Origin of the sequence: Cellulosimicrobium sp. RS, from assembly GCF_046159675.1 — a bacterium.
Lineage (GTDB): Bacteria > Actinomycetota > Actinomycetes > Actinomycetales > Cellulomonadaceae > Cellulosimicrobium > Cellulosimicrobium funkei.
Genome location: NZ_JBJXVU010000010.1, coordinates 86,739 through 110,713, shown reverse-complemented (window position 1 = coordinate 110,713; position 23,975 = coordinate 86,739). Strand labels below are relative to the sequence as shown.

The following is a 23,975-nucleotide window of genomic DNA, read 5'->3' as shown; positions in this document are numbered from 1 at the left end:
ATGGCGCGCGGACGGCTGCGGGTCCTCCTCGGCGCGGCGCCCGGCGTCGGGAAGACCTACGCCATGCTCGAGGAGGGCCGCCGTCTGCGCGAAGAGGGCCGGGACGTCGTGGTCGCGGTCGTGGAGACCCACGGCCGCGCCGCGACGGCGGCCATGGCGGAGGGCCTCGAGGTGGTGCCGCGCGTCCGCGTGACCCACCGGGGCGTCGAGCTCACGGACCTCGACCTGGACGCCGTCCTCGCGCGGCGCCCGGACGTCGCGCTCGTCGACGAGCTCGCGCACACGAACGCGCCGGGCCTCGCCCACGAGAAGCGCTGGCAGGACGTCGACCGGCTGCTCGACGCCGGGATCGACGTCATCTCGACCGTCAACATCCAGCACATCGAGTCGCTCAACGACGTGGTCGAGAAGATCACGGGCGCCGTGCAGCGCGAGACGATCCCCGACGCCGTCCTGCGCGGCGCCGACCAGATCGAGGTCGTCGACCTCGCGCCCCAGGCGCTGCGCGACCGTCTCGCGGGCGGGTACGTGTACCCGGCCGAGCGCGTCGACGCGGCGCTGTCGAACTACTTCCGCCTCGGCAACCTCACCGCGCTGCGCGAGCTCGCGCTGCTCTGGCTCGCCGACGAGGTGGACGCGGCGCTCCAGCTCTACCGGACCGAGCACGGGATCGACAGCACGTGGGAGGCGCGCGAGCGCGTCGTCGTGACGCTCACGGGCGGCCCGGAGGGGGAGACGCTCGTGCGGCGCGGCGCCCGCATCGCCGCGCGGTCGGCGGGCGGCCAGCTCCTCGCGGTGCACGTCACGACGCAGGACGGCCTGCGCGACGCGGCCCCCGGCGCGCTCGCGCACCAGCGCGCGCTCGTCGAGCAGCTCGGCGGGACGTACCACCAGGTCGTGGGCGACGACGTCCCGACCGCGCTCGTCGAGTTCGCCAAGGGCGTCAACGCCACGCAGCTCGTCATCGGGGTCTCGCGCCGGGGCCGGCTCGCGTCGGCCCTCAGCGGCCCCGGCATCGGCGCGACGGTCACGCGCGAGGCGGGCAACATCGACGTCCACATCGTCAACCACGCCGCCGCCGGGGGAGGGGCGCGCCTGCCCCGCTCGGGCGGCGCGCTCACCCTGCGCCGCCGCGTCGCCGGGTTCGTGCTCGCGCTCGTCGGCGGACCGCTGCTCACCTGGCTCCTCGTCACGGCGCGCGACGAGGACACGCTCGTGACCGACGTCCTGGCGTACCAGCTGCTCGTCGTCGTCGTCGCGCTCGTCGGGGGCGTCTGGCCCGCGGTCTACGCCGCGGTCCTGTCGGGCGTCACGCTCGACTACTTCTTCGTCGAGCCCCTGCACACGATCACCGTGGGCGAGCGGTTCCACCTCGTGGCCCTCGTCCTGTACGTCGTCATCGCCGTCCTCGTGAGCGTCGTCGTCGACCGCGCGGCGCGCACGACGCGCGCGGCCCGGCGGGCGGCCGCGGAGTCCGAGGTGCTCGCCACGGTCGCGGGCAGCGTCCTGCGCGGGCAGGACGCCGTGCAGGCCCTCGTGAGCCGGGCGCGCGAGGCGTTCGGCATGGTGGGGGCGCGGCTCGTCGTCTCCGGGACGGAGCTCGCGGCCGACGGCGACCCGGGGCCGGGTGCGCCCAGCACGACGGTGCGCGTGGACGACCGCGCCGACCTCGAGCTGTTCGGGCCGGACCTCGCCGCGTCCGAGCGGCGCCTGCTCAACGTCATCGCCGTCCAGCTCGAGGCGGCGCTCGAGCACAGCGACCTCGCCGAGGTCGCGAGCGAGATGGACCAGCTCGCCGAGTCCGACCGCGTGCGCAGCGCGCTGCTGTCGGCGCTGAGCCACGACCTGCGCCGCCCCCTGAGCGCCGCGACCGCCGCCGTGAGCGGCCTGCGCTCGACGCGCGGCGCGCTCAGCCCCGCCGACCGGGACGAGCTGCTCGCGACCGCCGACGAGAGCCTCGGCGCGCTCGGCACGCTCATCACCGACCTGCTCGACGTGAGCCGGCTGGAGGCGGGCGTCCTCGGGGTGTCGCGCACCGAGGTCGAGCCGGCCGACGTCGTGCTGCCCGCGCTCGACGAGCTCGGTCTCGGGCCCGCCCAGGTGGAGCTCGACCTCGAGCTCGACGTCCCCGCGGTCGTCGCCGACCCGGTGCTGCTCCAGCGCGTGCTGGTCAACCTGCTCGCCAACGCGACGCGGCACTCGCCGCCGGACGAGCGCGTGCGGATCTCGACGAGCGCGTTCGGGGGGTCGGTCGAGATCCGCGTCGTCGACCACGGCCCGGGCATCCCGCCCGAGCGGCGCGAGGACGTGTTCGTGCCGTTCCAGCGCCTCGGCGACACCGACAACACGACCGGCCTCGGGCTCGGCCTCGCGCTGTCGAAGGGGTTCGTCGAGGGCATGGGCGGCACGCTCACCCCCGAGGACACCCCCGGTGGAGGGCTCACCATGGTCGTGGCCCTGCCCGCCGCAGGCCCGACGCCCCACCCCGACGCCCCGGAGACCAGCGCGCCATGAAGATCCTCATCGCCGACGACGACCCGCAGATCCTGCGCGCCCTGCGCATCACCCTCACCGCGCAGGGCTACGAGATCATCACGGCGACCTCGGGCTCGCAGGCGATCGCGCGCGCGATCGACCACCGGCCCGACGTCCTCATGCTCGACCTCGGCATGCCCGAGCTCGACGGCCTCGACGTGATCCACGCCGTCCGGGGCTGGTCGGACGCCCCGATCCTCGTCGTCTCCGGGCGCACGGGCGCCGCCGACAAGGTCGAGGCCCTCGACGCGGGCGCCGACGACTACGTCACGAAGCCGTTCTCCATCGAGGAGCTGCTCGCGCGCATCCGCGCGCTCACGCGCCGCGTCGCGCACGAGGACTCCGCGCCGGTCGTCGTGCTGGGCGACGTGACGGTCGACCTGTCGGCCCACAGCGTCGTGCGCGTGCGCGACGGCCAGACCGAGCAGGTGCGGCTCACCCCGACGGAGTGGCAGGTGCTGGAGCGGCTCGTCCGCAACCCGGGCAAGCTCGTCACGCGGCAGACGCTGCTCACGGAGATCTGGGGCTCCCAGCACGTGAGCGACACGGGCTACCTGCGCCTGTACGTCGCGCAGCTCCGCAAGAAGCTCGAGCCGGAGCCGGCGGCCCCGCGCTACCTGCTCACCGAGGCGGGCATGGGCTACCGCTTCGAGCCGGACCCCGGGGCGCCGACCGCGGCGTCCTGAGGGCCGTCCGCGGGCGGCTTCCCGACGGGCGGCGACCACGCCCGTCGGGAGGCCGTGAGGATCCGGGCGCGGGCCGTGTGCGTTCCGTCAGGCCCGGTCCCCGCCCCCGCCGCGCGCGGTAGACCGGAGCCATGACCCTCGTGCACACCGCGTTCTCCGCCCGGCTCGCCGCGCTGCGCGGCGCTCCCTCGTCGGCCTGGCCGGGCGGCACCGTCCTCGCCCCGCACGACGTGCTCGTCGACGGGACGAGCCTCGCCGCCTGCGCCCGGCTGCGCGCGACCCCGACCGTCCACGTGCCCGCGAGCGCCGACCCCGGCCGCGTGGGGCGCCTGTGGGAGGCGTCGCCGCGGTGCGTCGTGCTCGCCGGGGTGGAGGACGTCGTCCCGCGCCTCGGCGGCCACCACCGGCAGCTGTGGCTCGACGCCGACCTCGACGCGTGCGGCGCGGCGGTCGAGGAGGCCCGGCTCGTCGGCCGCGTCTCGGCGGCACCCCTGCGCCGCTTCACCGTGCACCCCGCCCCCGGTCGCGCCGGGGGCGTCGCGCGGCTCCCCGAGGACCTGCGGCGCGGTGACGTCGTCGCGGTCCCGTGCCCCGGCGTCGTCCACGAGCGCGAGCTCCGGCGCTGAGCGGGAGCCGCGGGCCGTGAGGGGACCGCTACGGCGTCACGGGGCCCGCGGCGTCGTCGACGAGGCGCGCGAGCTCGCGCACGACCGCACCCGGCAGGGCCGGAGGGAAGAGCAGCGCGCGCTGCCGCTCGCCCGCCCGCCAGCCGTCGCACGCGAGCGCCGCGAGCACGAGGGACGACGGCGCGCCCTCCTCCCGCCACGCGCGCAGCACGTCCGCGTGGACGGCGTGCTGGCCCTCGGGCACGTCGTCGCGCGTGACCCCGCCGAGGGCGTAGAGGCGCAGGAGCGCCGCCGCCTTGCGCGAGTCGTCGAGCGCCGCGACCGACGCCGCGACCGCGGCGCGCGACGGGTCGAGCCGCAGCGGCGAGAGGTCGTCGAACCCGGACTGCACGACCTCGATCGCGACGTCGTCGACCAGCGTCTCCGCGTCCCCGAACATCGACCGCAGGGTCGACTCGCTGCGGTCGCACCGCCGCGCGACCGCGGCGAAGGTGACGTTCTCGACCCCCTCCTCGAGCGCGACCCGCAGCACCGCGTCCACGAGCGGGCGCTCGTCGTCGCGGAACGGGTCCTCGTCGAGCTCGACGTCGCGGAACACGACGGCGCGCGCGGGCGGCCGGACGTGGGCGTACCGGGAGAGGTCGTCGACCAGCTCGTCCCACTCCGTCTCGGTGAACCGGTACGCGTCCTGGTACAGGCCCAGCCACGTGCCCTCGAGCGCGAGGGCCGCGACCCACGTGCGCGGCTCGCGCGCTCCCGCGCCCTCGGTCGGCTCCCGCGTGGGGATCGCGTCGACCCACTCGTGCAGGGTGGCCCTGGCCGAGCGCGTCGCGTCGCTCCGGTCGGGCGTGGACATGACCGTCACCTCCGTGGTCGGAAAAGGTGGATCGAGCCTAGCCGGAGCCCACGACGGCCACGCGTCAGGGGCGCGGGACGTCGCGGCGGCGGAAGCCCGCGAGGCCCAGCGCGACGAGCACGACGGCGAGGAGCGTGAGCCACACGAAGGGCCACGGCTCGGCGTCGGCCCCGGGGAGCTGGGGCACGTGCCAGAAGGGCGAGAGCCCGCTCGCCCACGACGGGAGGTCGAGCAGGGCGCCGAACATCGTCACGACGAACGAGTAGGCGAGGAGCGCCCACGCGAGCGCCGCGAGGCCAGGGCGCGACCCGAACGCCGCCACCGCGACCCCCGCGACGACCGCGACCGCGGGCAGGTACGCGAACGACGCGGCGAGGTGGTCCCCGAGGCCGAACGCGTCCTCCCCGACGCTCAGGGCGCCGAGCCACAGCCCGACGGCGCTCACGGCCAGCAGCACGCACGTCCCGACCAGCGTCACGACGAGCTGGCCCGCGAGCCACCGCACGCGCCCGACGCCTGTCGCGAGCACCGGCTCGAGCCGCCCCGCGGTCTCCTCGCCCCGCGCGCGCTGGGCCGAGGCGACGGCGAACCCGCCTGCGCCGAGCCCGAGGAAGAGCGCCATGACGGCGACGAAGCCGGCCACGAGGTCGGACGCGTCGCCGATCATCTGGGCGACCTCGGGGTTGGCCGCGACCATGTCGCCCACCGAGTCGACGAACGTCCCGCACGCGAGCGCCGTGACGCCGATCCCGATCGCCCACGCGAGCACGGACGCGCGCTGCTGGCGCCACGCGAGGGCGAGCGGGCTCGCGAGCCACCGGGCGGCGTCGGGCCGGCCCGCGCGGGGCGGCACGAGCCCGGCGCCGAGGTCGCGCCGGGCGGCGAGCGCCGCGCCCAGGGCGAGGAGCAGCACCACGAGCGCGACGGACAGGCCGAGGGGCCACCAGCGCAGGTCGACGAACGCCCGGATCTGCTGCGCCCACCCGATGGGGGAGAGCCACGAGACCCAGCTCCCGTGCTCCTCCTGCACGTCGCCGACGGCGCGGAGCAGGAACGCGACGCCGAGCACGGCGAGCGCGAGCCCGCTCGCGCCGCGCGCGTGCTCGGTGACCTGGCTCGTCACGACGGCGACGGCGGCGAACACGAGGCCCGTGACCCCGACGGCGGCGCCGAGCGCGAGGGAGTCCACGGCGTCGAGACCGGTCGCGACGAGCACGACGCCGGTCGCGAGCGCGATGGCCGCGTTCGCGACGACCGCCGCGACGAACGCCGCGGTCGCGGGTGCGTGCCGCCCCACGACGCCCGCCCGGACGAGCTCGGCCCGGCCGGTCTCCTCCTCGGCGCGCGTGTGCCGCACGACGAGGAAGATGCTCATGATCGCGACGGCGACCATGACGGTGAGCGCCATCTCGTTGGCGATCATCGCGCCGAGCGTGTAGTCCTCGATGCCGTACTGCGGCCCGGACAGCATGATCCCGGCCGGGCTCGAGACGAGCGCCGCGCGCGCCTGGCGGTCGGCCGCCGTCGGGTAGAGCGTGTCGAGGGCGACGGCCGCATACCCGAAGAGGAGCGCGACGGACGCCGTCCACACGGGGATGCGGACCCGGTCGCGGCGCAGGACGAAGCGCAGCAGGGTGAGCCAGCCCGTCGCCGCGCGGCCCGGGCGGGGAGGCTCGGGAGCGACGGCGGCGCCTCGGCCGCGGGGCGGTGCCGCGGTGGGGGCGCTCACAGCGCACCGGCCCCGTCGAGCTGGGCGAGCTCGTCGCCGTAGTGGCGCAGGAACAGCTCCTCGAGCGACGGCGGGGTGACCGTGACGGACCGCAGCCCGAGGTCGGTGAGCGCGCGCAGCACGGGCTGCACGTGGTCGTTGTCGACGTCGAACCGGGCTCGGGTCCCGTCGGCGCCGGGCTCGACGAGGAGGTCGTGCACGCCGTCGAGCGCGTCGAGGGCGGCGGGGTCGCGGTCGGTCACCGCGGTGACCGACGACCGCGTGAGGTGCCGCAGCTCGGCGAGCGTGCCGGACTGGACCGTGCGGCCGGCGCGGATGATCGTCACGGTGTCGCACAGCTTCTCGACCTCCGCGAGGATGTGGCTCGAGAGCAGCACCGACCGGCCCTCCGCCGTGACCTCGCGCACGCACTGCGTGAACACCGACTCCATGAGGGGGTCGAGGCCCGACGTCGGCTCGTCGAGCACGAGCAGCTCGACGTCGGACGCGAACGCCGCGACGAGCGCGACCTTCTGCCGGTTCCCCTTGGAGTACGTGCGCGCCTTCTTGGACGGGTCGAGCTCGAAGCGTTCGAGCAGGAGCTCCTCGCGGCGCGGGTCGACGCGCCCGCGCAGCCGGGTGAGCAGGTCGATCGCCTCGCCGCCGGTGAGGTTCGGCCACAGGCTCACGTCGCCCGGCACGTACGCGAGGCGCCGGTGCAGGTCGACGGCGTCGCGCCACGGGTCCCCGCCGAGCAGCCGGGTGGTCCCCGAGTCGGCACGCAGCAGCCCGAGCAGCACCCGGATCGTGGTCGACTTGCCGGCGCCGTTGGGCCCGAGGAACCCGGCGACCTCGCCCGTGCGGACGGTCAGGTCGAGGCCGTCGAGCGCCTGCACGTGGCCGAACGCCTTGCGCAGGTCGTGCACCTCGACGGCGGGGGTCGTGCTCGTCATCGCGTCTCCTCCTGGTGGGTGGTGTGCCGGACGTACGCGTCGAGCAGCGTCGGCTCGACGAAGAGCCCCTCGGTGAAGACCTCGAGCGCGGGCAGCATCACGCGCTCGACGTACTCGCGGAGGTCGGTCTCGGGTTCGCGCGGCTCGGTCCGGTCGCGCAGCGCGCCGTCGACGAGGAGCGAGCCGAGGGAGAGCGAGACGAGGTACCGCGCGCGGGCGGGCTCGTCGCGGCTCGGGCGGATCACCCCGGCGGCGACGCCGTCCTCCATGTACTCGAGCGTGACCTGCGTGAGGTGCTCGACGAACGACCGTGCGAGGTCGCCGCCCGCCTGGAGGCTGCGCAGCGTGTACTCGAACACGGGCGCGTAGTCCTCGATCCCGGCGAGCTGCGTGAACAGCGCCATGGGCCCGGCCGCCGGGTCCTGCGGCGAGATCGCGTCGGTCTTCGCGGCGCGGACGGCGTCGAACACGTACGCGTCGCACGCCCGGCGCAGCCCGTCCTTGGATCCGAAGTGGTGCACGACGAGCGCCGCGCTCACGCCCGCGTCCGCCGCGATGGTGCGCAGCGGCGCGCCGAACCCGTCGCGCGCGAACCGCGAGATCGCGGCGTCCCGGATGCGGGCACGGGTCGTGAGGTCGTCGGTGCCCGACGGCGCGGGCGTGGCCCGACCGGCCCGCGGAGGCTGCTCTGAACGCATGTTCAATAGACTAAACACGCGTTCAACGCCTGTCCAGGGGTCCAGGGTGCTCCCAGGGTGGGTGGATGTGGCGAAGATCCGGGACTCCGGGGCTCTCCACCCCTGCCGTTCCGGGCCGGACACCCGTAGGCTGGGGGGAGCCGTCGGCGGCACCGCCGGCGCCACGTCCCGGCGCGTCGGACCGTCGGGACGTCGAGAGGCCCGTCGCACCTGTGCGACGGGCCTTTTCGGTGTGCGCCCGCACCACGACGACGAAGGGCCCGCCGCGAGTGCGGCGGGCCCTTCGGTCTGCGGAGGATGGGGGATTCGAACCCCCGCAAGCCCCCAGGGTCCGCATGGAAACGGCAGAATCTCGCCGCTTCAGGCCCCAATGGATCGCAGTGAATCGCACGGAGGCTGGGGCGGGTGTGCCCAATCTGTGCCCAGCAACCGTCTCAGGTCGCGTAAGTCCCGAGGCACCATCCGCTGATCTGGTCGACTCGCACGCGCCAGGCGCCCTTCTGCAGGGTCGACGGCCCGACATGCACTGTCGACTCCGCGAAGTGGAGGTAGCGGTGCGGCGGGTCTGGCAGACCGTGCTGCTCTCGATGCGCCCGTGATTGCGCGACGTGCTCATCTACCGCGGCCAGGCTCTTCGCGAGCTCCGCTCGAGCGTCCTCATTTCGCCCCGCCACGCCTTCGATGAACAACTCGTTCCATGCCCTGCGGGAAACGGCCTTCCCGGTGACGACCGCACCTTGTGCGATCACAGACAGCTGGATCGAGCCATCGATGCTGTCTGAGTCGCGCCCCAGGATCGAGTCGAGCAACAGCCCGAGGTAAAAGTCCGACTTCTGAATCTGCTCGACGATCCGTTTCCGGGCTTGGTCAACGTCTGGCTCGTTCGATGCTTCGTCGCTCATCCGATGCCTCCTCGCATGTCAGCCCGACCTCTTCGGGCTGGAGGCTGACCGTAGCGGCAATGCGCTGCGGAGTGCGAGCGCCCATGGGTCCGTTTTCGTTGCCACGTGGTGGTGGTTGGTGGGGTGGGGGGTGGTCGGGCCTGGGGAGGGAAAGACCACTACTGGCGAAGTGGTCCGTCGGCGGGCCGGCTAGAGATTGAGACCCCCCTACCCCCGGTGCCGGCTGCGGGTGGCCGGCACCGGGCGTCGGGCTCTACTTCGTGCTCTAGCTCGCCGTGGTCTTGGACTCGACGGTGCCCATGGTCTGGGCGAACTCTGTGGGCTCGGCGCTCGCGGTGGTGCCGGTCTTGACGTGGCGGATGTGGAAGGCGCCGGCGCGCTCGACGCCGACGTCGACGCGGGCGCGGATGAGAAGCGCGGTCGCGTTGCGGTCGATGCCGTAGTCCTCGGCGACCTTGACGTTGATCTGCGAGCGCCAGCCGATGACGAGGTGCTGCCAGGCGCCGGTGAAGATCAGGCCCTCGTCGTCGGTGTCGCCGAGGTCGACCGGTACGGAGCTCGAGACGGCGCGGGTGATGGGGGATCCGTTGCGGCCGCGCTCGAGCGAGGACGGCGGCTGGAGGAACTGGCCGTCGTTGCCGGTCTGGAGGTTGAGGTCGGCGTCGGTGATCGGGGAGTACAGGAACGCGTTGGGCTCGTAGTTGCGGGCGCGGACGGCGGCCTGGGAGCGCACGAGGTCGGCCCAGGTGGGGGCGGCGGCGTCGGTGGTGATCTTCTGCACGCCCGGGGTGTTGTAGAGGCCGCGGGGCTGCTCGTCGGCGCCGGTGCCCAGGATCGCGGCGCGGTCGATCTCTGCGGCGATCGCGGCCGCGGCGGCCTGGGCGATGAACTCGTCGGGCTCGGCGTCCTCGAGCAGCTCGTCGGAGATGAGCGCGAGCGCGCGGATGGTCTTGGCCTCGAGGACCATCGCGCCGAAGCTCGTGGCGGAGTCGCTCTGCTCGGCGAGCTCGGGCAGCCACTGGACGGTCATGTCGGACTCGAGGCGGGGGACGGTGACCTTGCGTGCGTCCATGGGGACGGTGGCGGCGCCGACCTGGGTCACGACGGACGCGGCTCGTGCGAGGTCGATGATCCGGGCGGAGACCTCCTCGGGCACGAGGATGCCGCCGGCGGAGTCGGTCAGGCCGGAGATGGCGCGGTGCTCGGCGTCGGCGCCGTTCCAGCCGCGGCCGGTCATGCCGCGCACGATGCGGTCGAACGACAGGTCGCGGCCGCGGCGGGTGAGGCCCCAGTGCTCGGCGAGGGAGTCGCTCGAGCGCAGGCGCCGCACGCGCCGGTCGTCGCGGTGGGTGCGGCCGTGCTCGTCGACGTTGCCGCCGGGCAGGCCCGCGCCGACGAGCGGTCGGGCGTTGGCGGCCTCGCGGTGCTCGGCGGCCTCGGTCTGGGCGATCGCCTCGGTGAGGTCGCGGAACGCCTGCTCGGCGGCGTCGTAGGTCACGCGCTCGCCCGAGGACAGGTTCCGGTTGTGGGTCTCGGCGTTGCGGGTCGCGGCCCGCATGTCGTCGAGGTGGGCCGCGCGGCGCTGGCGGAGCTGGACGGCGGTCAGGCCCTCGGCGAGCAGGCGGCGCACCTGGTCCGGGTCGGCGTCGAGGTGGGTGCGGGCGGCGTCGAGGTCGGGGCGGGTGGACGGGGCGTGCACGCTGCGCTGCAGCTCGCCGGCGTAGGTCGCGATGCGCTGCTGGTCGTCACGCAGGGTTCGGGTGGTAGGCATGGCTGTCTCCTGGGAATGGGGCGCGCTCGAGCGCGCGAAGGTGAGGGGGTGCCGTGAGGCGGCGCCGGCTGGGAGCGGAGTCCACCGCTGCGACCTGGCCGGTCGGTTCCCGGGCCCTGGGGCGCGTCCACGCCGTCGGGCCGGTAGTTCCTCGGGGCCGGTCCGGGGCGAGTCCACGCACCCGGGAGCATCCGATCGAGCACAGCCTAGCGCGGGGGTCTGTCACGGGCCTGTCGCCGCGTCGGTGAGCCGGTCGAGCTCGGCGCGCGGGTCGTCGACGTGCGCGAGGCCGGCGAGCAGCAGCGACAGCGCCTGCATGAGCAGGTCCGCGGCTCCCTCGCCCGTGCGGGGGAACAGGGCAGCGAACGCGGCGGCGTCCTGGTCCAGGTGCGCGCGCAGCAGCCCGACGAGCGTGCGGCGGGCTTCCTGGGCGTCGGCGAACTCCGGGGCGGGCGTGGGGTCGCTCACGGGTGTCGCACCTCCGGGCCCGTCGCGGCGGCCACGGCGGCGAGGACGGCGGCGTTGTGCCGGGCTGCCTCGAGCGCGGCCACGGGCAGGCTCGGCAACATGCCCTGGGCGAGCCGGGCGCGTCGTGCCGGTGCCGGGCGCTCGGCGTGCCGCGGCCGCACGGCGGCCTCGCGGGCGTCGAGGTACTCGCTCCACGCGACGCGCAGGCGCTCGAGCGCCGCGAGCGCCTCGGCGAGCTGGGGGCTGAAGTCGTCGGGCTCGGTGACGGGGAGGTGGGTGCTCACGGGTTCCTCTCGGTGGGTGGGGTCGGGTCGTGGTGGTCGAGTACCGCGGACGGGGTCCACGGGCCGGGCGGGGCGGCGGGCGTGCACCGTGCGCAGTGCGGGGCCGGGTCGGCGTGTTCGCCGGCGAGGTGGTCTGCGGCGCACGACGGGCACGTGCCGGCGTCGGTGAGCCGGACGTCGTGCTCGGGGCAGCGGGTGGCCGCGAGCGCCGCGGGGGTCATGCTGCCCATCCCTGGCTGGCCGCGACGTCGACCACGGCCCGCTGCATCGGCACGTCGGGGTTCTTGGTGTGGTACTCCGCGACCAGGCCGCCGGCGAGCTCGGTGCCGACCGTCTGCTCGAGGTAGGCGATCGCGGCCGGGTACAGCTCGTCAACGGGGACGTCGTCGAACAGCGGAACATCCGACCACCCCTGCTCGCCGTCACGTTTCTCGCGCGCGCGGTCTGGACGACTGAGCGTGACGGGACCGATGTTTGATCTGGTGGTGGTTGGTAATGATCTGGTGGGCGGAACCTGAGTTCCGGTGATCGTGCACTCAGGTTCCGGTGATGGCGCACTCAAGTTCCGGTGATCAGGGGCCGCGGGGACGTCGTCAGGGGAACCTGAGTTCCGCTGATCGTGGCTCGTCACCGGAACCTGAGTTCCGGTGAACTCGTCGGGGTCGAGCAGGTCGAGAGCCGCGAGCTTCTCGTCGTCGGTCGGCACGGTGAGGCGGTGCTCGTCGGCGCGGCCGTGTCGACGGTCGGCGCGCGAGACGAGCTCGAGCAAGCCAGCAGCGCGCAGGGTCGCGATGTGCTTGCGGATCATGCGCGGGCTCACGCCGCACACGAGCGCGAGGCGCTGCTCTCCGGGGAAGATCCGCCGGCCGTCGTCGCTCGCGTAGGTCGCGAGCGTGTACGCGACGCCCTTGGTCGCCAACGGCAGTGCGCGGGCACGCCGCACGACGCGCTCCCACTCGAAGCGCGGCAGGGGCGCGACGTCGTCGGTCACGACGCCTCCCTTCGAACAGGGCCGCGAGCGCCCCCGTGCGGGGCGTGGGGGCGCTCGCGGGCGCTGGGGTGGGTCACGGGCGCTCGCGGCCGTCCGCGGGCTCCTGCGGGCTTCTGGTGATCGCGTCGGCACGGTCCGCGGCGACGATGAGCGCGGCCGCGAGCGCGCGCGCCTGGTCGGGCAGCACGCGGACGTCGGCGCTGAAGCAGTCGGTGATGAGCACGGCGAGCGGGTCGCCGCCGTCGTCGACGTACAGCACGCCGTGGTCGTCGACGAGCGGGACGTACTGCTCGAGCGCGACGTCGAGCTCGTCCCCGACGTCCGCGCGCGGCATGACGCACGCGAGCGTCGACACGTCCGCGACCAGGCGCACACCCTCGGGGGCGACGCCGGGACGGCTGTCGTAGGTCACGTCCTCGGCCCAGGCGGGCTGTGCCCACGGCGTCCCGGCGGCGGTCACAGGGCACCGCCGGCGGTGATCGTCTCGGCACGGTCCGCGGCGACCGTCAGCGCGGCCGCGAGCTCGCGCGCCTGCGAGGGCGTGTACCGGAGGTCCCGCTCGCCGTCGGTGACGGTCACGAGGAGCGGGCCGGCCTTAGCGAGGTGCCGCACGCCTCGCACGTCAGCGAACTCGACCGACTGCTCGAGCGTGACCTCACCCTCGGTGTCCTGGTCGTTGCAGCTGGACGACGACACGCACGTGACCGTCGCGACGTCAGCCTCAAGGAGCGCGAGGTCTTCGACGTAGTGCGCCTCTTCGACCCACGTGGGCTCCACCCACACCGGCAGGGTCGACGGCGCGGGAGCGGGCTCCACGAGGACGTAGGGCACGGGCTCGTCCACGTTGTCCGCGAGCGCCGTGGCGTCGACGTCGGGGGCCGGCGGCTCGGTGTGCCGCTCGAGGTCGGTCCACAGGACGGCGCCGATGTGCTCGCCGTCGTCGTCGGGCTCGTCGAACCGCACGACGACGCTCGCGGTGCCCCAGGTGGGCAAGTAGACGATCGTCCCGGCCTCGCCGGTCGGGCAGTGGCGCACTCGGGTGCCGACGTCGACGTAGTCGAGGGCGGGCTGTACCGTGGTCATGTTCTCGTTCTCCTTGGTTGGGCTCGGAACCACGCCCTCGGGACCGCTGCAACGGTCGCCGGGGGCTTCTTCGTGCCTGGGCGCGGGCATCACGCCGAGCGCTTCCGGTCGGTGCGCTCATAGACGTTCGCCTCGAGGAACGCCTCGACGTCCTGGCGGCGGTAGCGCACCTTGCGGCCGAACTTCACGAACGCCGGGCCGGTCCCGCGGTAGCGGTGATCCGCGAGCGCCTGGGGGGACGTACCGAGCTCGACTGCGAGCTCCTTGTCCGTCATGAGGTCCTTCATGGAGCAGGTCCTTCCTGGTCGGATATCCCGAACGCGTTCGGATGTGCCGAACATAGCCGGGCCCATTCATGGTCGGCAAGTCCGAACACGACCGAGTACGATTCGGCGCATGGCGAAACGGAGAGTGCAGCTCGGTGCCACTGGCGAGAACGTCCGGCGCAACCTCGCTGCGGTCCGGCGCTCGCGGAGCGGAGGTGGGCCGCTCACGATCCGCGCGCTCGCTGACCGGCTGAACGATGCCGGCGCACGAACAGCCCACAGCGCACTGAGCGAGATTGAGAACGGTGCCCGCCGCGTCGATGTTGACGACCTGACGGCGCTGGCGGCCGCGCTCGAGGTCTCGCCACTCTCGCTACTCCTGCCGCAACGCTGGCACGAGGGCGATGCCGTCGAGCTCACAGGGGTAGGCGAGTTGCCCGTGAGCGACGCGTGGGCGTGGATGCGCGATTCGGTCTTGCCCGTTGAGGTTCACGACGACGAGCCCGGGTACCGCCGCGATGTGCTCCGAGCGCTCTCGGGAGAGCCGGTCGAGGGTGCTCCCAGCAGGGCGGCGCTCGAGCTGGCGGCCGTGGTCTACAACCGGTTGCTCGAGCTCGGCGCGATCGACGGGCTTGACCCGGCCGCACTCGGTGACGAGATCCAGCGTTTCGGCCGGTTTCGGCGCCACCTCGCCCGAATGATGCGAGAGTTCGCGGACGCGGAAGGTATCGCGGACCGCCTGAGCGTCGACGCCGAGGGCGACGACGGCGACGTGCTGACGAGGTTGCATCGCGAGTGGGCGGCGGTCATGCGCGACCGCGAGAGAGCGGTCGAGAACTTGGCCAGGTGGACCGAGCGGCGCGTCAACGGGGTAATCGAGGCAACCCGCCGAGTTGCACCCGAGCGGATACGTTCCGCGGAGGTTTGGATCGGCCTCCTGGACCAGCGTCTGGATGCCCTCCGCGCTGACTTCTACGGCCAGGGTGTGAACCCTCCTGACGAGACGCGTCGTCAGCTCACAGCCGAGGAGGTTGCCGAGCAGTTCCCTGACCACCCGGTGGGGTGGGTGGCATGGGAGAAGGCGCGAGAGCGATACCCGCACGACGACATACGCCTCGAGCTGACGGACTCGGGATGGAAGGTGCACCGTGGCGACGGTTGAGGCGTACTCGACGGGTTCGGGCCGGCGGTACATGGTCCGGTACCGCAAGCCGGGCACGCGCACGAGCACGAAGAAGCGCGGGTTCACGACGAAGCGGGACGCGGAGCTGTTCGCGGCCACGGTCGAGGTGAGCAAGGCGCGCGGCGAGTTCGTCGACGCGACGGCGTCGCGCGCGCCGATCGGTGAGCTCGGGCCGGCGTGGCTCGATCGGCGTCGGCACCTGAAGCCGTCGACGATGCGGAGCCTGGCGACATCGTGGCGGGTGCACGTCGAGCCGCGGTGGGGGCGCGTGGCCGTCGCGGACGTCTCGACGACGGACGTGCAGGCGTGGGTGACGGACCTCGCGAGCGGACGAGAGGCGACCGGGGCCGCGGCCGCCGGCGTCGAGCCGGATGCGGACGGCCGGCGGTGGTTGGTGCCGCCCAAGTCCGCGACGGTCGTCGGGCGCGCCTACGGGATCCTGGCGAGCGTGCTCGACGACGCGGTGCGTGACCGGCGCGCGAGCACGAACCACGCCCGGGGCGTGACGCTGCCACGCAAGGCCCGGCGGCCGCGGACGTACCTCACGCACGACCAGGTCGAGGCGCTCGCGGAGCAGTGCGGGGAGATCTCCGGGCAGTACCGGACGCTCGTGTACGTGCTCGCGTACTGCGGGCTGCGGTGGGGCGAGGCGACGGGCCTGCGGGTGCGCAGCCTGGACATGCTGCGCCGGCGCCTGGCCGTCGAAGAGAACGCGGTCGAGGTCGGGAACGTGATCCACGTCGGGACGCCGAAGACGCACGAGCGCCGCTCGGTCCCGTTCCCGCGCTTCCTCGCGCCGATGCTCGCGCGGCAGTGCGAGGGCAAGGGGCGCGACGAGCTCGTGTTCGTCGGGCCGGACGGCGAGCACCTACACCGCTCGAGGACGACGGAGCGCGGCTGGTTCGCGGCGTCGGTACGGCGCGCCGACGTCCCGCACGTCACGCCGCACGACCTGCGACACACCGCGGCGTCGCTCGCGGTGTCCGCCGGCGCGAACGTGAAGGCCGTCCAGCGGATGCTGGGGCACGCGTCCGCGGCCATGACGCTCGACGTCTACGCGGACCTCTTCGACGACGACCTCGAGGCCGTAGCCACGGCGCTCGACGACGCCCGGACGGCCGCCGTCGGGCAGTAGTTGGGCGCGCTCGGTCGGGCCTGTTCGCGCGGGAGTGTGCCCATTCTGTGCCCACGGGGCCGGAAACGGCGACGGCCCCTGACCTGTCTGTGCAGGTCAGGGGCCGTTTCCCTGTGGCGGAGGATGGGGGATTCGAACCCCCGAGGGCTGTTAACCCAACACGCTTTCCAAGCGTGCGCCATAGGCCACTAGGCGAATCCTCCTGGCGACGGTCGGCGACGCACGGATGCGCACCGACAGCAGCGCAACGAGGATACCGGACGGCGGCGCCCCGGCCGAATCGCCTCCGGGGAGCCTGTGCCGGGGCGCGCGGTGCGGCGTGCGGTGGAGCGGGTTTCGAGCGCGGCGCCGACCTGGGCTAGGGTGGGTGCAGACCCCTCGTGCGGCATCATCTCGCCGAACTCCCCCAGGGCCGGAAGGCAGCAAGGGTAGGTGAGCTCTGGTGGGTGTGCGAGGGGTCCTTTGTGTCCCCGGACCGCCCGCTCCGCCGTCGGGCCGAGTCGCCTCCACCCTGCGGCATTCGCCCCTTTTAACCCGGTCGAGACGCTTCCGTTCCCGGCATGCGATCACTTTCCGGTCCACATCGTGGACTTTCGCGGTCGGAGATTGGCGTGCGGGCCGTCGTCGTGCCCATGATGTCGGCATGACCCGTCAGCACGTCGTGACCACGATCCCGCGCGCAGCAGCCTGCGCCGGCTCGTCGTGCTGTCGCCGCGTGCGCACCGGGCGAATGTGCGGCTGCTGACGCCGTCGTGACCCGCAGGGAGACCTGCGCCGCACCCGCCGCGTCGTCCTCGACGACGACCGGCCCCGCTCGCCGCGTGGCTGATGGCCCGCCGGAAGCACCCCGAACCCCACCGCCTCGCAGGGACCCCCTGCACCCCCGGCCGTGCCGGTCGCCACCCGTGACCGCGCCGCCGTCATCGGAAGGAACCCCCATGTCGTTCTCCACCACCCGCAAGCGCCTGACCTGGACCGCGATCGCCGCGACGGCCGCCCTGACCCTCACCGCGTGCGGTGGCGGCGACTCCTCGGGCGGCGCCTCCGGCGAGAGCGGCGACGAGGGCCCGATCCGCGTCGGCGTCGTCGGCGCGTCCGACGACAAGTGGGCCGTCTTCCAGGAGCAGGCCGAGGCCGAGGGCATCGACGTCGAGCTCGTCGACCTCCAGGACTACACGCAGGCGAACCCCGCGCTGTCCCAGGGCGAGCTCGACGTGAACCAGTTCCAGCACCTGCAGTTCCTCGCGGGCTACAACGTGGACGCGAACGACGACCTGCAGCCCATCGGCGCGACCGCCGTCTACCCGCTCGGCCTGTACTCGACGAAGCACACGTCGCTCGAGCAGATCCCCGACGGCGGCCAGGTCGCCGTGCCCAACGACCCGACGAACCTCGCCCGCGCGCTCCTCGTGCTGCAGGAGGCCGGCCTCGTCGAGCTCAAGGACGGCGGGAGCTCCATCTCCACCGAGGCCGACGTGCTGCCCAGCTCGAAGGTGACCGTCACGCCCGTCGACGCCGCGCAGACGCCGATCCAGCTCCAGTCGGTCGACGCGTCGATCATCAACAACGACTTCGTCGAGGACGCGGGCCTCTCGCCCGACGAGGCCCTCTTCCAGGACGACCCCGACTCCGACGCCGCCAAGCCCTACATCAACGTTTGGGTCGCGCGCGCCGAGGACAAGGACGACGAGACGCTGCTCAAGCTCGCCGAGCTCTCGCACTCGCCGGAGGTCGTCGAGGCCGAGAAGAAGGCGTCGGGCGGCACGGCCGTCATCAAGGAGAACTCCCCGGCGGAGCTCCAGGAGATCCTCGCGGGCATCGAGGACGACATCCGCGGCTGACCCGGCACGTCCCGGGCGACGGGAGGGCGGGCGCGCACGACGCGCCCGCCCTCGCGCGCCGTCGTGCCGGGGAGAGACGATGGCAGGCGGACGGCTCGCCCGACGGCGGGCGCCCGACCGCGCCAGGCGGCCGGCCCTGCGGCCCGGCCTCCGACGAGAGGATTCCGACGTGACCGACGTCCCCCGCGACCCGGGTGGTGACGAGCAGCCCGCGATCGAGCTGCGCCACGTGAGCAAGACCTTCGGCGAGGGCGACGGTGCCGTGCACGCGGTCGACGACGTCTCGCTGTCCATCCGCCGCGGCGAGATCTTCGGCGTCATCGGCTACTCCGGCGCCGGGAAGTCGACGCTCGTGCGGCTCGTCAACGCGCTGGAGACGGTGACGAGCGGCGAGGTCGTCGTCGACGGGCAGGTCATCACGGGCCTGTCCGAGCGCCGCGTGCGCGAGGTGCGCTCGCGCATCGGGATGGTGTTCCAGCAGTTCAACCTGCTGTCGTCCCGCACCGTCGCGGGGAACGTGGCGTACCCGCTCAAGGTGGCGGGCTGGTCGCGCGAGAAGCGCGCGGCGCGCGTCGCCGAGCTCCTCGCGTTCGTCGGGCTCGCCGACAAGGCGAAGGCGTACCCGCGTCAGCTCTCGGGCGGGCAGAAGCAGCGCGTCGGGATCGCCCGCGCGCTCGCGGCGCAGCCCACGATCCTCCTCGCCGACGAGGCGACCTCCGCGCTCGACCCCGAGACGACGCGCGAGGTCCTCGCGCTCCTGCGGCGCGTCAACGCCGAGCTCGGCATCACCATCGTCGTCATCACGCACGAGATGGAGGTCGTGCGCTCGACGTGCCACCGCGTCGCCGTGATGGAGCACGGGCGGGTCGTCGAGACGGGCGACGTGTACGACGTCTTCTCCGCGCCCCGCGCCGACGCCGCGCAGCGGTTCGTCGGCACCGCCCTGCACGACCGGCCGTCGCGCGAGACGCTCGCCCGCCTGCGCGAGCGCCACCCGGGCCGGCTCGTGACGGTCGGCGTGCGCGAGGGCGCGAGCACCGGGACGGACCTGTTCCGCCTGCTGCGCGAGCACGACGTCGACGGGTCCGTCGTCTACGGCGGCATCTCCGAAGTGGGGGAGCGGCCGTTCGGGTCGCTCACCGTCGAGCTCGACGCGCCCGAGGACCGCATCGCGCCGTTCCTCCTCGCGCTGGGCGAGCGCGCCGACGTCGTCGACCTCGGGACGGCGGAGCACCCGCTCGACGACCCGCGCGTCGCGCGCCTCGCCGCGGCTCCGGCCGACGAGGACGCCCCCGACCCGACCGACGACGACCCGGGCGACCCGTACGGTCTCGCCCGCGACACCCTCTTCCGCCACGGCAACCTCGGAGGCCGCTGATGAACCGCGACTGGTCCCAGCTGTGGCCGATCCTCGTCGAGTCGTTCGGCCAGACGCTCCAGATGGTGTCCGTCGCCCTGCTCACGGGCGGCGTCGCGGGCCTCGCGCTCGGCATCGCGCTCTACGTGACGCGGCGCGGCAACCTGCTCGCCAACCGGTGGGTGTTCGGCGTGCTCAACGTGCTCGTCAACATCGTGCGGCCGATCCCGTTCATCATCTTCGTCACCCTGCTCGGGCCGGTGACGCTCCAGGTGGTCGGGACGACGCTCGGCACCGAGGCGTTCATCTTCCCGCTGTCCGTCATGACGGCGTTCGGCACGAGCCGCATCGTCGAGCAGAACCTCGTGGGCATCGACCCGGGCGTCATCGAGGCGGCGCGCGCCATGGGCGCGTCGTCGTGGCGCATCATCACGACGGTGCTCGTGCCCGAGGCGCTCGCGCCGCTCATCCTCGGCTACACGTTCCTCTTCATCGCGGTGCTCGACATGTCGGCGATCGCCGGGATCATCGGCGGCGGCGGGCTGGGGAACTTCGCGATCGTCTACGGCTACCAGCGCTACAACTGGGGGGTCGTGGTCGTGACGGTGCTCGTCATCATCGCGATCGTGCAGGTCGCGCAGCTGCTGGGCAACTGGCTCGCGCGCAAGGCGCTGCACCGCTGACGCGGCCGGGCCGGGACCGGCGGGACCGACGGCGGAGCGACCTCGTGCGTGTGGGTCGCGACGTCTAGAGTGACCGGGGTGAGCACCGCCCTGTACCGCCGCTACCGGCCCGAGACCTTCGCCGAGGTGATCGGTCAGGACCACGTGACCGCACCGCTCATGCAGGCGTTGCGCAGCGGTCGGGTGAACCACGCCTACCTGTTCTCCGGGCCCCGGGGGTGCGGCAAGACGACGAGCGCGCGCATCCTCGCGCGCACGCTCAACTGCGAGCGCAACACTCCCGAGAGCCCGCTCGACACGCCGTGCGGGCAGTGCCCGTCGTGCGTCGAGCTCGCGCGCGGCGGCCCGGGCAGCCTCGACGTGGTCGAGATCGACGCGGCGTCGCACAACGGCGTGGACGACGCGCGCGAGCTGCGCGAGCGCGCCGCGTTCGCCCCCGCGCGCGACCGGTACAAGATCTTCATCCTCGACGAGGCGCACATGGTGACGCCGCAGGGCTTCAACGCCCTGCTCAAGCTCGTCGAGGAGCCGCCGGAGCACGTGAAGTTCGTGTTCGCGACGACGGAGCCGGACAAAGTCATCGGCACCATCCGCTCGCGCACGCACCACTACCCCTTCCGCCTCGTCCCGCCGGACGTGCTCGGCCCCTACCTCGAGGAGCTGTGCGCGGCCGAGGGCGTGTCGATCGGCAGCGGCGTGGTCCCGCTCGTCACGCGCGCGGGCGGCGGCTCGGTCCGCGACTCGCTGTCCGTCATGGACCAGCTCATCGCGGGTGCCGAGGACGGCGCCGTCGAGTACGAGCGCGCGGTCGCGCTCCTCGGCTTCACGCACGCGACCCTGCTCGACGACGTCGTGGACGCGCTCGCCGCGCGCGACGGCGCGAGCATCTTCCGGGTGGTGGACCACGTCATCGCGACGGGGCACGAGCCGCGGCGCTTCGTCGAGGACGTGCTCGAGCGCCTGCGCGACCTCATCGTCATCGCGGTCTCGGGCGACGAGGCGCAGGCCGTCCTGCGCGACCAGCCCGCCGACCAGCTCGAGCGCATGCGCACGCAGGCGCAGCACCTCGGGGTGGCCGAGCTGTCCCGGGCCGCCGACCTCGTTAACGCCGCGCTCACCGAGATGACGGGCGCGACGTCGCCCCGCCTGCACCTCGAGCTCCTCATGGCCCGCCTGCTCCTGCCCGGGGCGGACGACGGCGCGGCTGGGTTCGCGGCGCGCCTCGACCGGCTCGAGCGCGGGGGCCTGGGCAACGTCGTGGTCCCGCCGGCCACGGGGACGCCCGCCCCGGGCGACGGCGCCACGGCCACCGCGACGGCCCCGGCTGCTGCTCCGGCCGGCGCGCCCTCCTCGGGCCTCACCGGTGCCGCTGCCGTCCGCGCGGCGCTCCGGCCCGCGCGACCGGGCCAGCCCGCCGCGGCACCTGCAAGCGCGCCGGCCGCGCAGGACCCGACGCCGGTCGGGCACGTCGCGGCTCCCGCCGCGCCGGAGCAGGAGCGCCCGTCCGGCGACGCCTCCGCGTCTCCTGCCGCCGCATCACCCTCTGCCGCATCACCTGCTGCCGCGTCGCGCGCGGCCGACGGCGCCGGGTCGGCCGTCGGGTCGTCCGCTCCCACGGACTCGTCCGCGCCGGGCGAGGAGACCGCGCCCGCCGAGGCGTCCGCCCCCGAGCGGACCGGTCCCGTGTCCGGTGCGGCGAGCGCTCCGCCCCGCACCGCGTCCGACGCGACGTCGGGCGCCGTGTCCGGCACGACGTCCGTCGCGGAGTCCGACGCCCCGGACGACCGCGCCCGCGAGACCGCTGCCTCTGCTGCCTCGGCGGACGCTCCCTCCCACGCCCCCGAGGCACCGCACCACGAGGCCTCGCGCCACGAGACGTCCCGCGAGGAGGCGCCGCGCGAGGAGACCCCGCGGCCGTCGACGCCGCGCGAGGCGGCTCCCCGGCAGGAGGCGGCTGCGTCGTCTGCTCCGGCGGCGGGTGGCGTGAGCCCTGCCCTGACGACGGAGGAGCTGCGGCGACGCTGGCCGGAGGTCCTCGAGAACCTGCGCGCGAGCCCCGTGACGTGGTCGCTGGTGAGCGCCAACGCGCAGGTCGCGGAGCTCGGTGCCGACGTGCTCTACCTCGCCTTCCCGTCGCCCGGGCTGGCCCGCACGTTCTCGTCGTCCCGGCACACGAGCGCGGTCCAGGACGTCGTCTACCAGACGCTCGGGCTCCAGGTCCGCGTCGAGCCGCGCCTCGACGAGGGTGGCCAGGCGGGCGGCGGCTCGGCACCGTCGTCCGGCCCTGCACCGGTCTCGCCCGTGCCGTCCGCCGGCCCCGCGCCGTCGGGCCCTGCGTCGCCCGTCGCCACGTCGTCCGGCCCGGCGGCGAGCGCCCCGACGGCAGCGGCTCCCGCCGCGTCCGGCCCCGCGGGGTCCGCCTCGGCGAGCGCCGGGGCTGCCGCACTCCACGGCTCGGGCGGCGCGCAGCCAGGAGTGCCGGTCGCGACCGTCGCGGCGCCGAGCGCGCCCGGCGCCGCCCGCTCCGCGAGCGCCTCCCGCCCGGCGGACGAGGCCGCGGAGGCGCACGAGACCCCGCGCGCCGCCGTCGCGCTCCAGGAGCGACCGAGCACCGAGATCGCACCTGCCGCGCCGCCGGCCCGCTCGACCGTGGTGGACGCCGCCGACGAGGCGTGGCTCGCCGGGGCGTCTGTCCCGGCGTCCGCACCGGCGCCAGAGCCGCGCGTGGACAGCGCGGACGAGGCGTGGCTCGCGGGGCTGCCCGCGGAGCCGCCCGCCGACCTCGACGACGGCCCCGAGCCGGAGCCCGTGCTCGAACCGGCCCCGCCGACCACCCCGACCCCCACGCAGGCCCCCGCCCGCACTGCGCCGTCCGCCGCCCCCGCGCCGACGGCGCCGGGACGGCCGCCCGCCGCGTCGCCCGCGGCCTCGCCGCAGGGGGCGCCCGCCCGCGCGGCGGCCCCCGCCGCACCGGCGTCCGCAGGCACGTCGGCCGCACCGCTGCGCGGCGTCTCCGCCGCGCGCGCGGCGATCGCGGCGGCCCGCGTCCCGCGGCCCGCCGAGGAACCCGCCCGGCGGGGCGAACCGTCCACGGCCGACCCCATGGACGACCTCCCGTCCGCCGACGACCCCGACATCGTCTCGACAGGCCTCGTCGGGACCGCGCTCGTGGTGAGCCTGCTCGACGGCAAGATCATCGAGGAGATCCAGGACCAGGGCTGACGCCCCCCGAGACAGGGCCTGGTGGCCGGGGAGGTCTGCGACCCGGCGACGATCGGCGGCCCCGGCCGCGACGGCGGCGGGCCGGGTCCGCCGTGTGGGCCGCGCCCCGTAGGCTGGGGGTGTGTACGAAGGCGCTGTCCAGGACCTGATCGACGAGCTCGGCCGACTCCCCGGCGTCGGGCCCAAGAGCGCGCAGCGCATCGCGTTCCACCTGCTCGCCGCCGACGCGGTGGACGTGCGCCGGCTCGCCGACGCGCTCACCGAGGTCAAGGCGCGCGTCCGCTTCTGCGAGACGTGCGGCAACGTCGCGGAGTCGGAGCAGTGCCGCATCTGCGCGGACCCGCGCCGCTCGCCCGAGGTGATCTGCGTCGTCGAGGAGCCCAAGGATGTCGTCGCGATCGAGCGCACGCGCGAGTTCCGCGGCCGGTACCACGTGCTCGGCGGCGCCATCAACCCGATCGAGAACGTCGGGCCGGGCGACCTGCGGATCGCGGAGCTCATGAGCCGGCTCGCGGACGGTCAGGTGACCGAGGTGATCCTCGCGACCGACCCGAACGTCGAGGGCGAGGCCACCGCGACCTACCTCGCGCGCATGCTCGGCCCCATGGGCCTGCGCGTGACCCGCCTCGCGTCGGGCCTCCCGGTCGGTGGAGACTTGGAGTACGCGGACGAGGTGACGCTCGGCCGGGCGTTCGAGGGCCGCCGCCTCGTCGGCGGCTGACGGGAG

The 23,975-nt window shown here is 74.3% G+C and carries 22 protein-coding genes, 1 tRNA gene and 1 other RNA gene; 11 read left to right on the top strand and 13 right to left on the bottom strand.

The window, feature by feature from the left end; translation table 11 throughout:
* The 3 genes from ACI769_RS15680 (at position 1) to ACI769_RS15670 (ending at position 3,847) form a co-directional block, all read left to right on the top strand.
* Complete coding sequence (locus ACI769_RS15680) at positions 1-2,514, top strand: ATP-binding protein (RefSeq protein WP_354807290.1); 2,514 nt, start codon at positions 1-3, stop codon at positions 2,512-2,514.
* Positions 2,511-3,221 (top strand): response regulator, encoded by a 711-nt coding sequence (locus ACI769_RS15675; RefSeq protein ID WP_021483553.1) that lies wholly within the window; start codon positions 2,511-2,513, stop codon positions 3,219-3,221. Before ACI769_RS15680 ends, ACI769_RS15675 begins: the two co-directional genes overlap by 4 nt.
* Before the next feature lie 131 nt (positions 3,222-3,352).
* Positions 3,353-3,847 (top strand): hypothetical protein, encoded by a 495-nt coding sequence (locus ACI769_RS15670; RefSeq protein ID WP_194521281.1) that lies wholly within the window; start codon positions 3,353-3,355, stop codon positions 3,845-3,847.
* A gap of 28 nt (positions 3,848-3,875) precedes the next feature.
* On the opposite strand, the gene ACI769_RS15665 is transcribed toward ACI769_RS15670, so the two are convergent.
* The 12 genes from ACI769_RS15665 to ACI769_RS15610 form a co-directional block, all read right to left on the bottom strand.
* Positions 3,876-4,703: a hypothetical protein gene (locus tag ACI769_RS15665; protein ID WP_409141926.1), complete on the bottom strand. Its 828-nt coding sequence runs from the start codon at positions 4,701-4,703 to the stop codon at positions 3,876-3,878.
* A gap of 64 nt (positions 4,704-4,767) precedes the next feature.
* On the bottom strand, positions 4,768-6,432 hold the full coding sequence (locus ACI769_RS15660) for an ABC transporter permease (RefSeq protein ID WP_396050362.1): 1,665 nt from the start codon (positions 6,430-6,432) through the stop codon (positions 4,768-4,770).
* Positions 6,429-7,364, bottom strand: coding sequence for an ATP-binding cassette domain-containing protein (locus ACI769_RS15655; protein ID WP_409141925.1), 936 nt, complete (start codon positions 7,362-7,364; stop codon positions 6,429-6,431). The genes ACI769_RS15660 and ACI769_RS15655 overlap by 4 nt, the downstream gene beginning before the upstream one ends.
* Positions 7,361-8,062, bottom strand: coding sequence for a TetR/AcrR family transcriptional regulator (locus ACI769_RS15650; protein WP_085387294.1), 702 nt, complete (start codon positions 8,060-8,062; stop codon positions 7,361-7,363). Before ACI769_RS15650 ends, ACI769_RS15655 begins: the two co-directional genes overlap by 4 nt.
* Before the next feature lie 434 nt (positions 8,063-8,496).
* Positions 8,497-8,964: a hypothetical protein gene (locus tag ACI769_RS15645; protein ID WP_409141924.1), complete on the bottom strand. Its 468-nt coding sequence runs from the start codon at positions 8,962-8,964 to the stop codon at positions 8,497-8,499.
* A gap of 265 nt (positions 8,965-9,229) precedes the next feature.
* Positions 9,230-10,735: a phage major capsid protein gene (locus tag ACI769_RS15640; RefSeq protein ID WP_409141923.1), complete on the bottom strand. Its 1,506-nt coding sequence runs from the start codon at positions 10,733-10,735 to the stop codon at positions 9,230-9,232.
* A gap of 222 nt (positions 10,736-10,957) precedes the next feature.
* Complete coding sequence (locus ACI769_RS15635) at positions 10,958-11,203, bottom strand: hypothetical protein (RefSeq protein ID WP_409141922.1); 246 nt, start codon at positions 11,201-11,203, stop codon at positions 10,958-10,960.
* The gene (locus ACI769_RS15630; RefSeq protein ID WP_409141921.1) at positions 11,200-11,487 is read right to left on the bottom strand and encodes a hypothetical protein; all 288 of its coding nucleotides are present in this window, start codon (positions 11,485-11,487) and stop codon (positions 11,200-11,202) included. The genes ACI769_RS15635 and ACI769_RS15630 overlap by 4 nt, the downstream gene beginning before the upstream one ends.
* Positions 11,488-11,704: 217 nt before the next feature.
* Positions 11,705-12,478, bottom strand: a complete 774-nt coding sequence (locus ACI769_RS15625; protein ID WP_409141920.1) for a helix-turn-helix domain-containing protein — start codon at positions 12,476-12,478, stop codon at positions 11,705-11,707.
* A 73-nt stretch (positions 12,479-12,551) separates the two neighbouring features.
* Positions 12,552-12,938, bottom strand: a complete 387-nt coding sequence (locus ACI769_RS15620) for a hypothetical protein (protein ID WP_409141919.1) — start codon at positions 12,936-12,938, stop codon at positions 12,552-12,554.
* The gene (locus ACI769_RS15615; protein WP_409141918.1) at positions 12,935-13,561 is read right to left on the bottom strand and encodes a hypothetical protein; all 627 of its coding nucleotides are present in this window, start codon (positions 13,559-13,561) and stop codon (positions 12,935-12,937) included. The genes ACI769_RS15620 and ACI769_RS15615 overlap by 4 nt, the downstream gene beginning before the upstream one ends.
* Positions 13,562-13,650: 89 nt before the next feature.
* On the bottom strand, positions 13,651-13,848 hold the full coding sequence (locus tag ACI769_RS15610; RefSeq protein WP_409141917.1) for a helix-turn-helix transcriptional regulator: 198 nt from the start codon (positions 13,846-13,848) through the stop codon (positions 13,651-13,653).
* A 109-nt stretch (positions 13,849-13,957) separates the two neighbouring features.
* On the opposite strand from ACI769_RS15610, the gene ACI769_RS15605 reads away from it, so the two are divergent.
* Both ACI769_RS15605 and ACI769_RS15600 read left to right on the top strand, forming a co-directional pair.
* Positions 13,958-14,989: a helix-turn-helix domain-containing protein gene (locus tag ACI769_RS15605; protein ID WP_409141916.1), complete on the top strand. Its 1,032-nt coding sequence runs from the start codon at positions 13,958-13,960 to the stop codon at positions 14,987-14,989.
* Positions 14,976-16,145: a tyrosine-type recombinase/integrase gene (locus tag ACI769_RS15600; protein ID WP_409141915.1), complete on the top strand. Its 1,170-nt coding sequence runs from the start codon at positions 14,976-14,978 to the stop codon at positions 16,143-16,145. The genes ACI769_RS15605 and ACI769_RS15600 overlap by 14 nt, the downstream gene beginning before the upstream one ends.
* A 114-nt stretch (positions 16,146-16,259) precedes the next feature.
* Here the strand turns inward: ACI769_RS15600 and ACI769_RS15595 are convergent.
* Positions 16,260-16,348 (bottom strand) — tRNA-Ser (locus tag ACI769_RS15595).
* Positions 16,349-16,514: 166 nt separating this feature from the next.
* Between ACI769_RS15595 and ffs the strand changes: the two genes are divergently transcribed.
* The 6 genes from ffs to recR all read left to right on the top strand — a co-directional run bounded on the left by ffs (position 16,515) and on the right by recR (position 23,969).
* An RNA gene (gene ffs / locus ACI769_RS15590) (signal recognition particle sRNA small type) lies at positions 16,515-16,611 on the top strand.
* Between the two features lie 472 nt (positions 16,612-17,083).
* The gene (locus ACI769_RS15585; RefSeq protein ID WP_043652304.1) at positions 17,084-17,986 is read left to right on the top strand and encodes a MetQ/NlpA family ABC transporter substrate-binding protein; all 903 of its coding nucleotides are present in this window, start codon (positions 17,084-17,086) and stop codon (positions 17,984-17,986) included.
* Between the two features lie 169 nt (positions 17,987-18,155).
* Positions 18,156-19,364, top strand: a complete 1,209-nt coding sequence (locus tag ACI769_RS15580; protein ID WP_082774752.1) for a methionine ABC transporter ATP-binding protein — start codon at positions 18,156-18,158, stop codon at positions 19,362-19,364.
* Positions 19,364-20,026, top strand: coding sequence for a methionine ABC transporter permease (locus tag ACI769_RS15575; RefSeq protein ID WP_021483094.1), 663 nt, complete (start codon positions 19,364-19,366; stop codon positions 20,024-20,026). Before ACI769_RS15580 ends, ACI769_RS15575 begins: the two co-directional genes overlap by 1 nt.
* Before the next feature lie 78 nt (positions 20,027-20,104).
* The gene (locus tag ACI769_RS15570; RefSeq protein WP_085388645.1) at positions 20,105-23,248 is read left to right on the top strand and encodes a DNA polymerase III subunit gamma and tau; all 3,144 of its coding nucleotides are present in this window, start codon (positions 20,105-20,107) and stop codon (positions 23,246-23,248) included.
* Between the two features lie 121 nt (positions 23,249-23,369).
* Positions 23,370-23,969, top strand: coding sequence for a recombination mediator RecR (recR, locus tag ACI769_RS15565; protein WP_021483478.1), 600 nt, complete (start codon positions 23,370-23,372; stop codon positions 23,967-23,969).
* The last annotated feature ends 6 nt before the right edge of the window (positions 23,970-23,975 follow it).

Coding starts and splice junctions, on each gene's coding strand:
- ACI769_RS15680 (WP_354807290.1), top strand. CDS start 1: ATGGCGCGCGGACGGCTGCGGGTCCTCCTCGGCGCGGCGCCCGGCGTC.
- ACI769_RS15675 (WP_021483553.1), top strand. CDS start 2,511: ATGAAGATCCTCATCGCCGACGACGACCCGCAGATCCTGCGCGCCCTG.
- ACI769_RS15670 (WP_194521281.1), top strand. CDS start 3,353: ATGACCCTCGTGCACACCGCGTTCTCCGCCCGGCTCGCCGCGCTGCGC.
- ACI769_RS15665 (WP_409141926.1), bottom strand. CDS start 4,703: ATGTCCACGCCCGACCGGAGCGACGCGACGCGCTCGGCCAGGGCCACC.
- ACI769_RS15655 (WP_409141925.1), bottom strand. CDS start 7,364: ATGACGAGCACGACCCCCGCCGTCGAGGTGCACGACCTGCGCAAGGCG.
- ACI769_RS15650 (WP_085387294.1), bottom strand. CDS start 8,062: ATGCGTTCAGAGCAGCCTCCGCGGGCCGGTCGGGCCACGCCCGCGCCG.
- ACI769_RS15645 (WP_409141924.1), bottom strand. CDS start 8,964: ATGAGCGACGAAGCATCGAACGAGCCAGACGTTGACCAAGCCCGGAAA.
- ACI769_RS15640 (WP_409141923.1), bottom strand. CDS start 10,735: ATGCCTACCACCCGAACCCTGCGTGACGACCAGCAGCGCATCGCGACC.
- ACI769_RS15615 (WP_409141918.1), bottom strand. CDS start 13,561: ATGACCACGGTACAGCCCGCCCTCGACTACGTCGACGTCGGCACCCGA.
- ACI769_RS15610 (WP_409141917.1), bottom strand. CDS start 13,848: ATGAAGGACCTCATGACGGACAAGGAGCTCGCAGTCGAGCTCGGTACG.
- ACI769_RS15605 (WP_409141916.1), top strand. CDS start 13,958: ATGGCGAAACGGAGAGTGCAGCTCGGTGCCACTGGCGAGAACGTCCGG.
- ACI769_RS15585 (WP_043652304.1), top strand. CDS start 17,084: ATGTCGTTCTCCACCACCCGCAAGCGCCTGACCTGGACCGCGATCGCC.
- ACI769_RS15575 (WP_021483094.1), top strand. CDS start 19,364: ATGAACCGCGACTGGTCCCAGCTGTGGCCGATCCTCGTCGAGTCGTTC.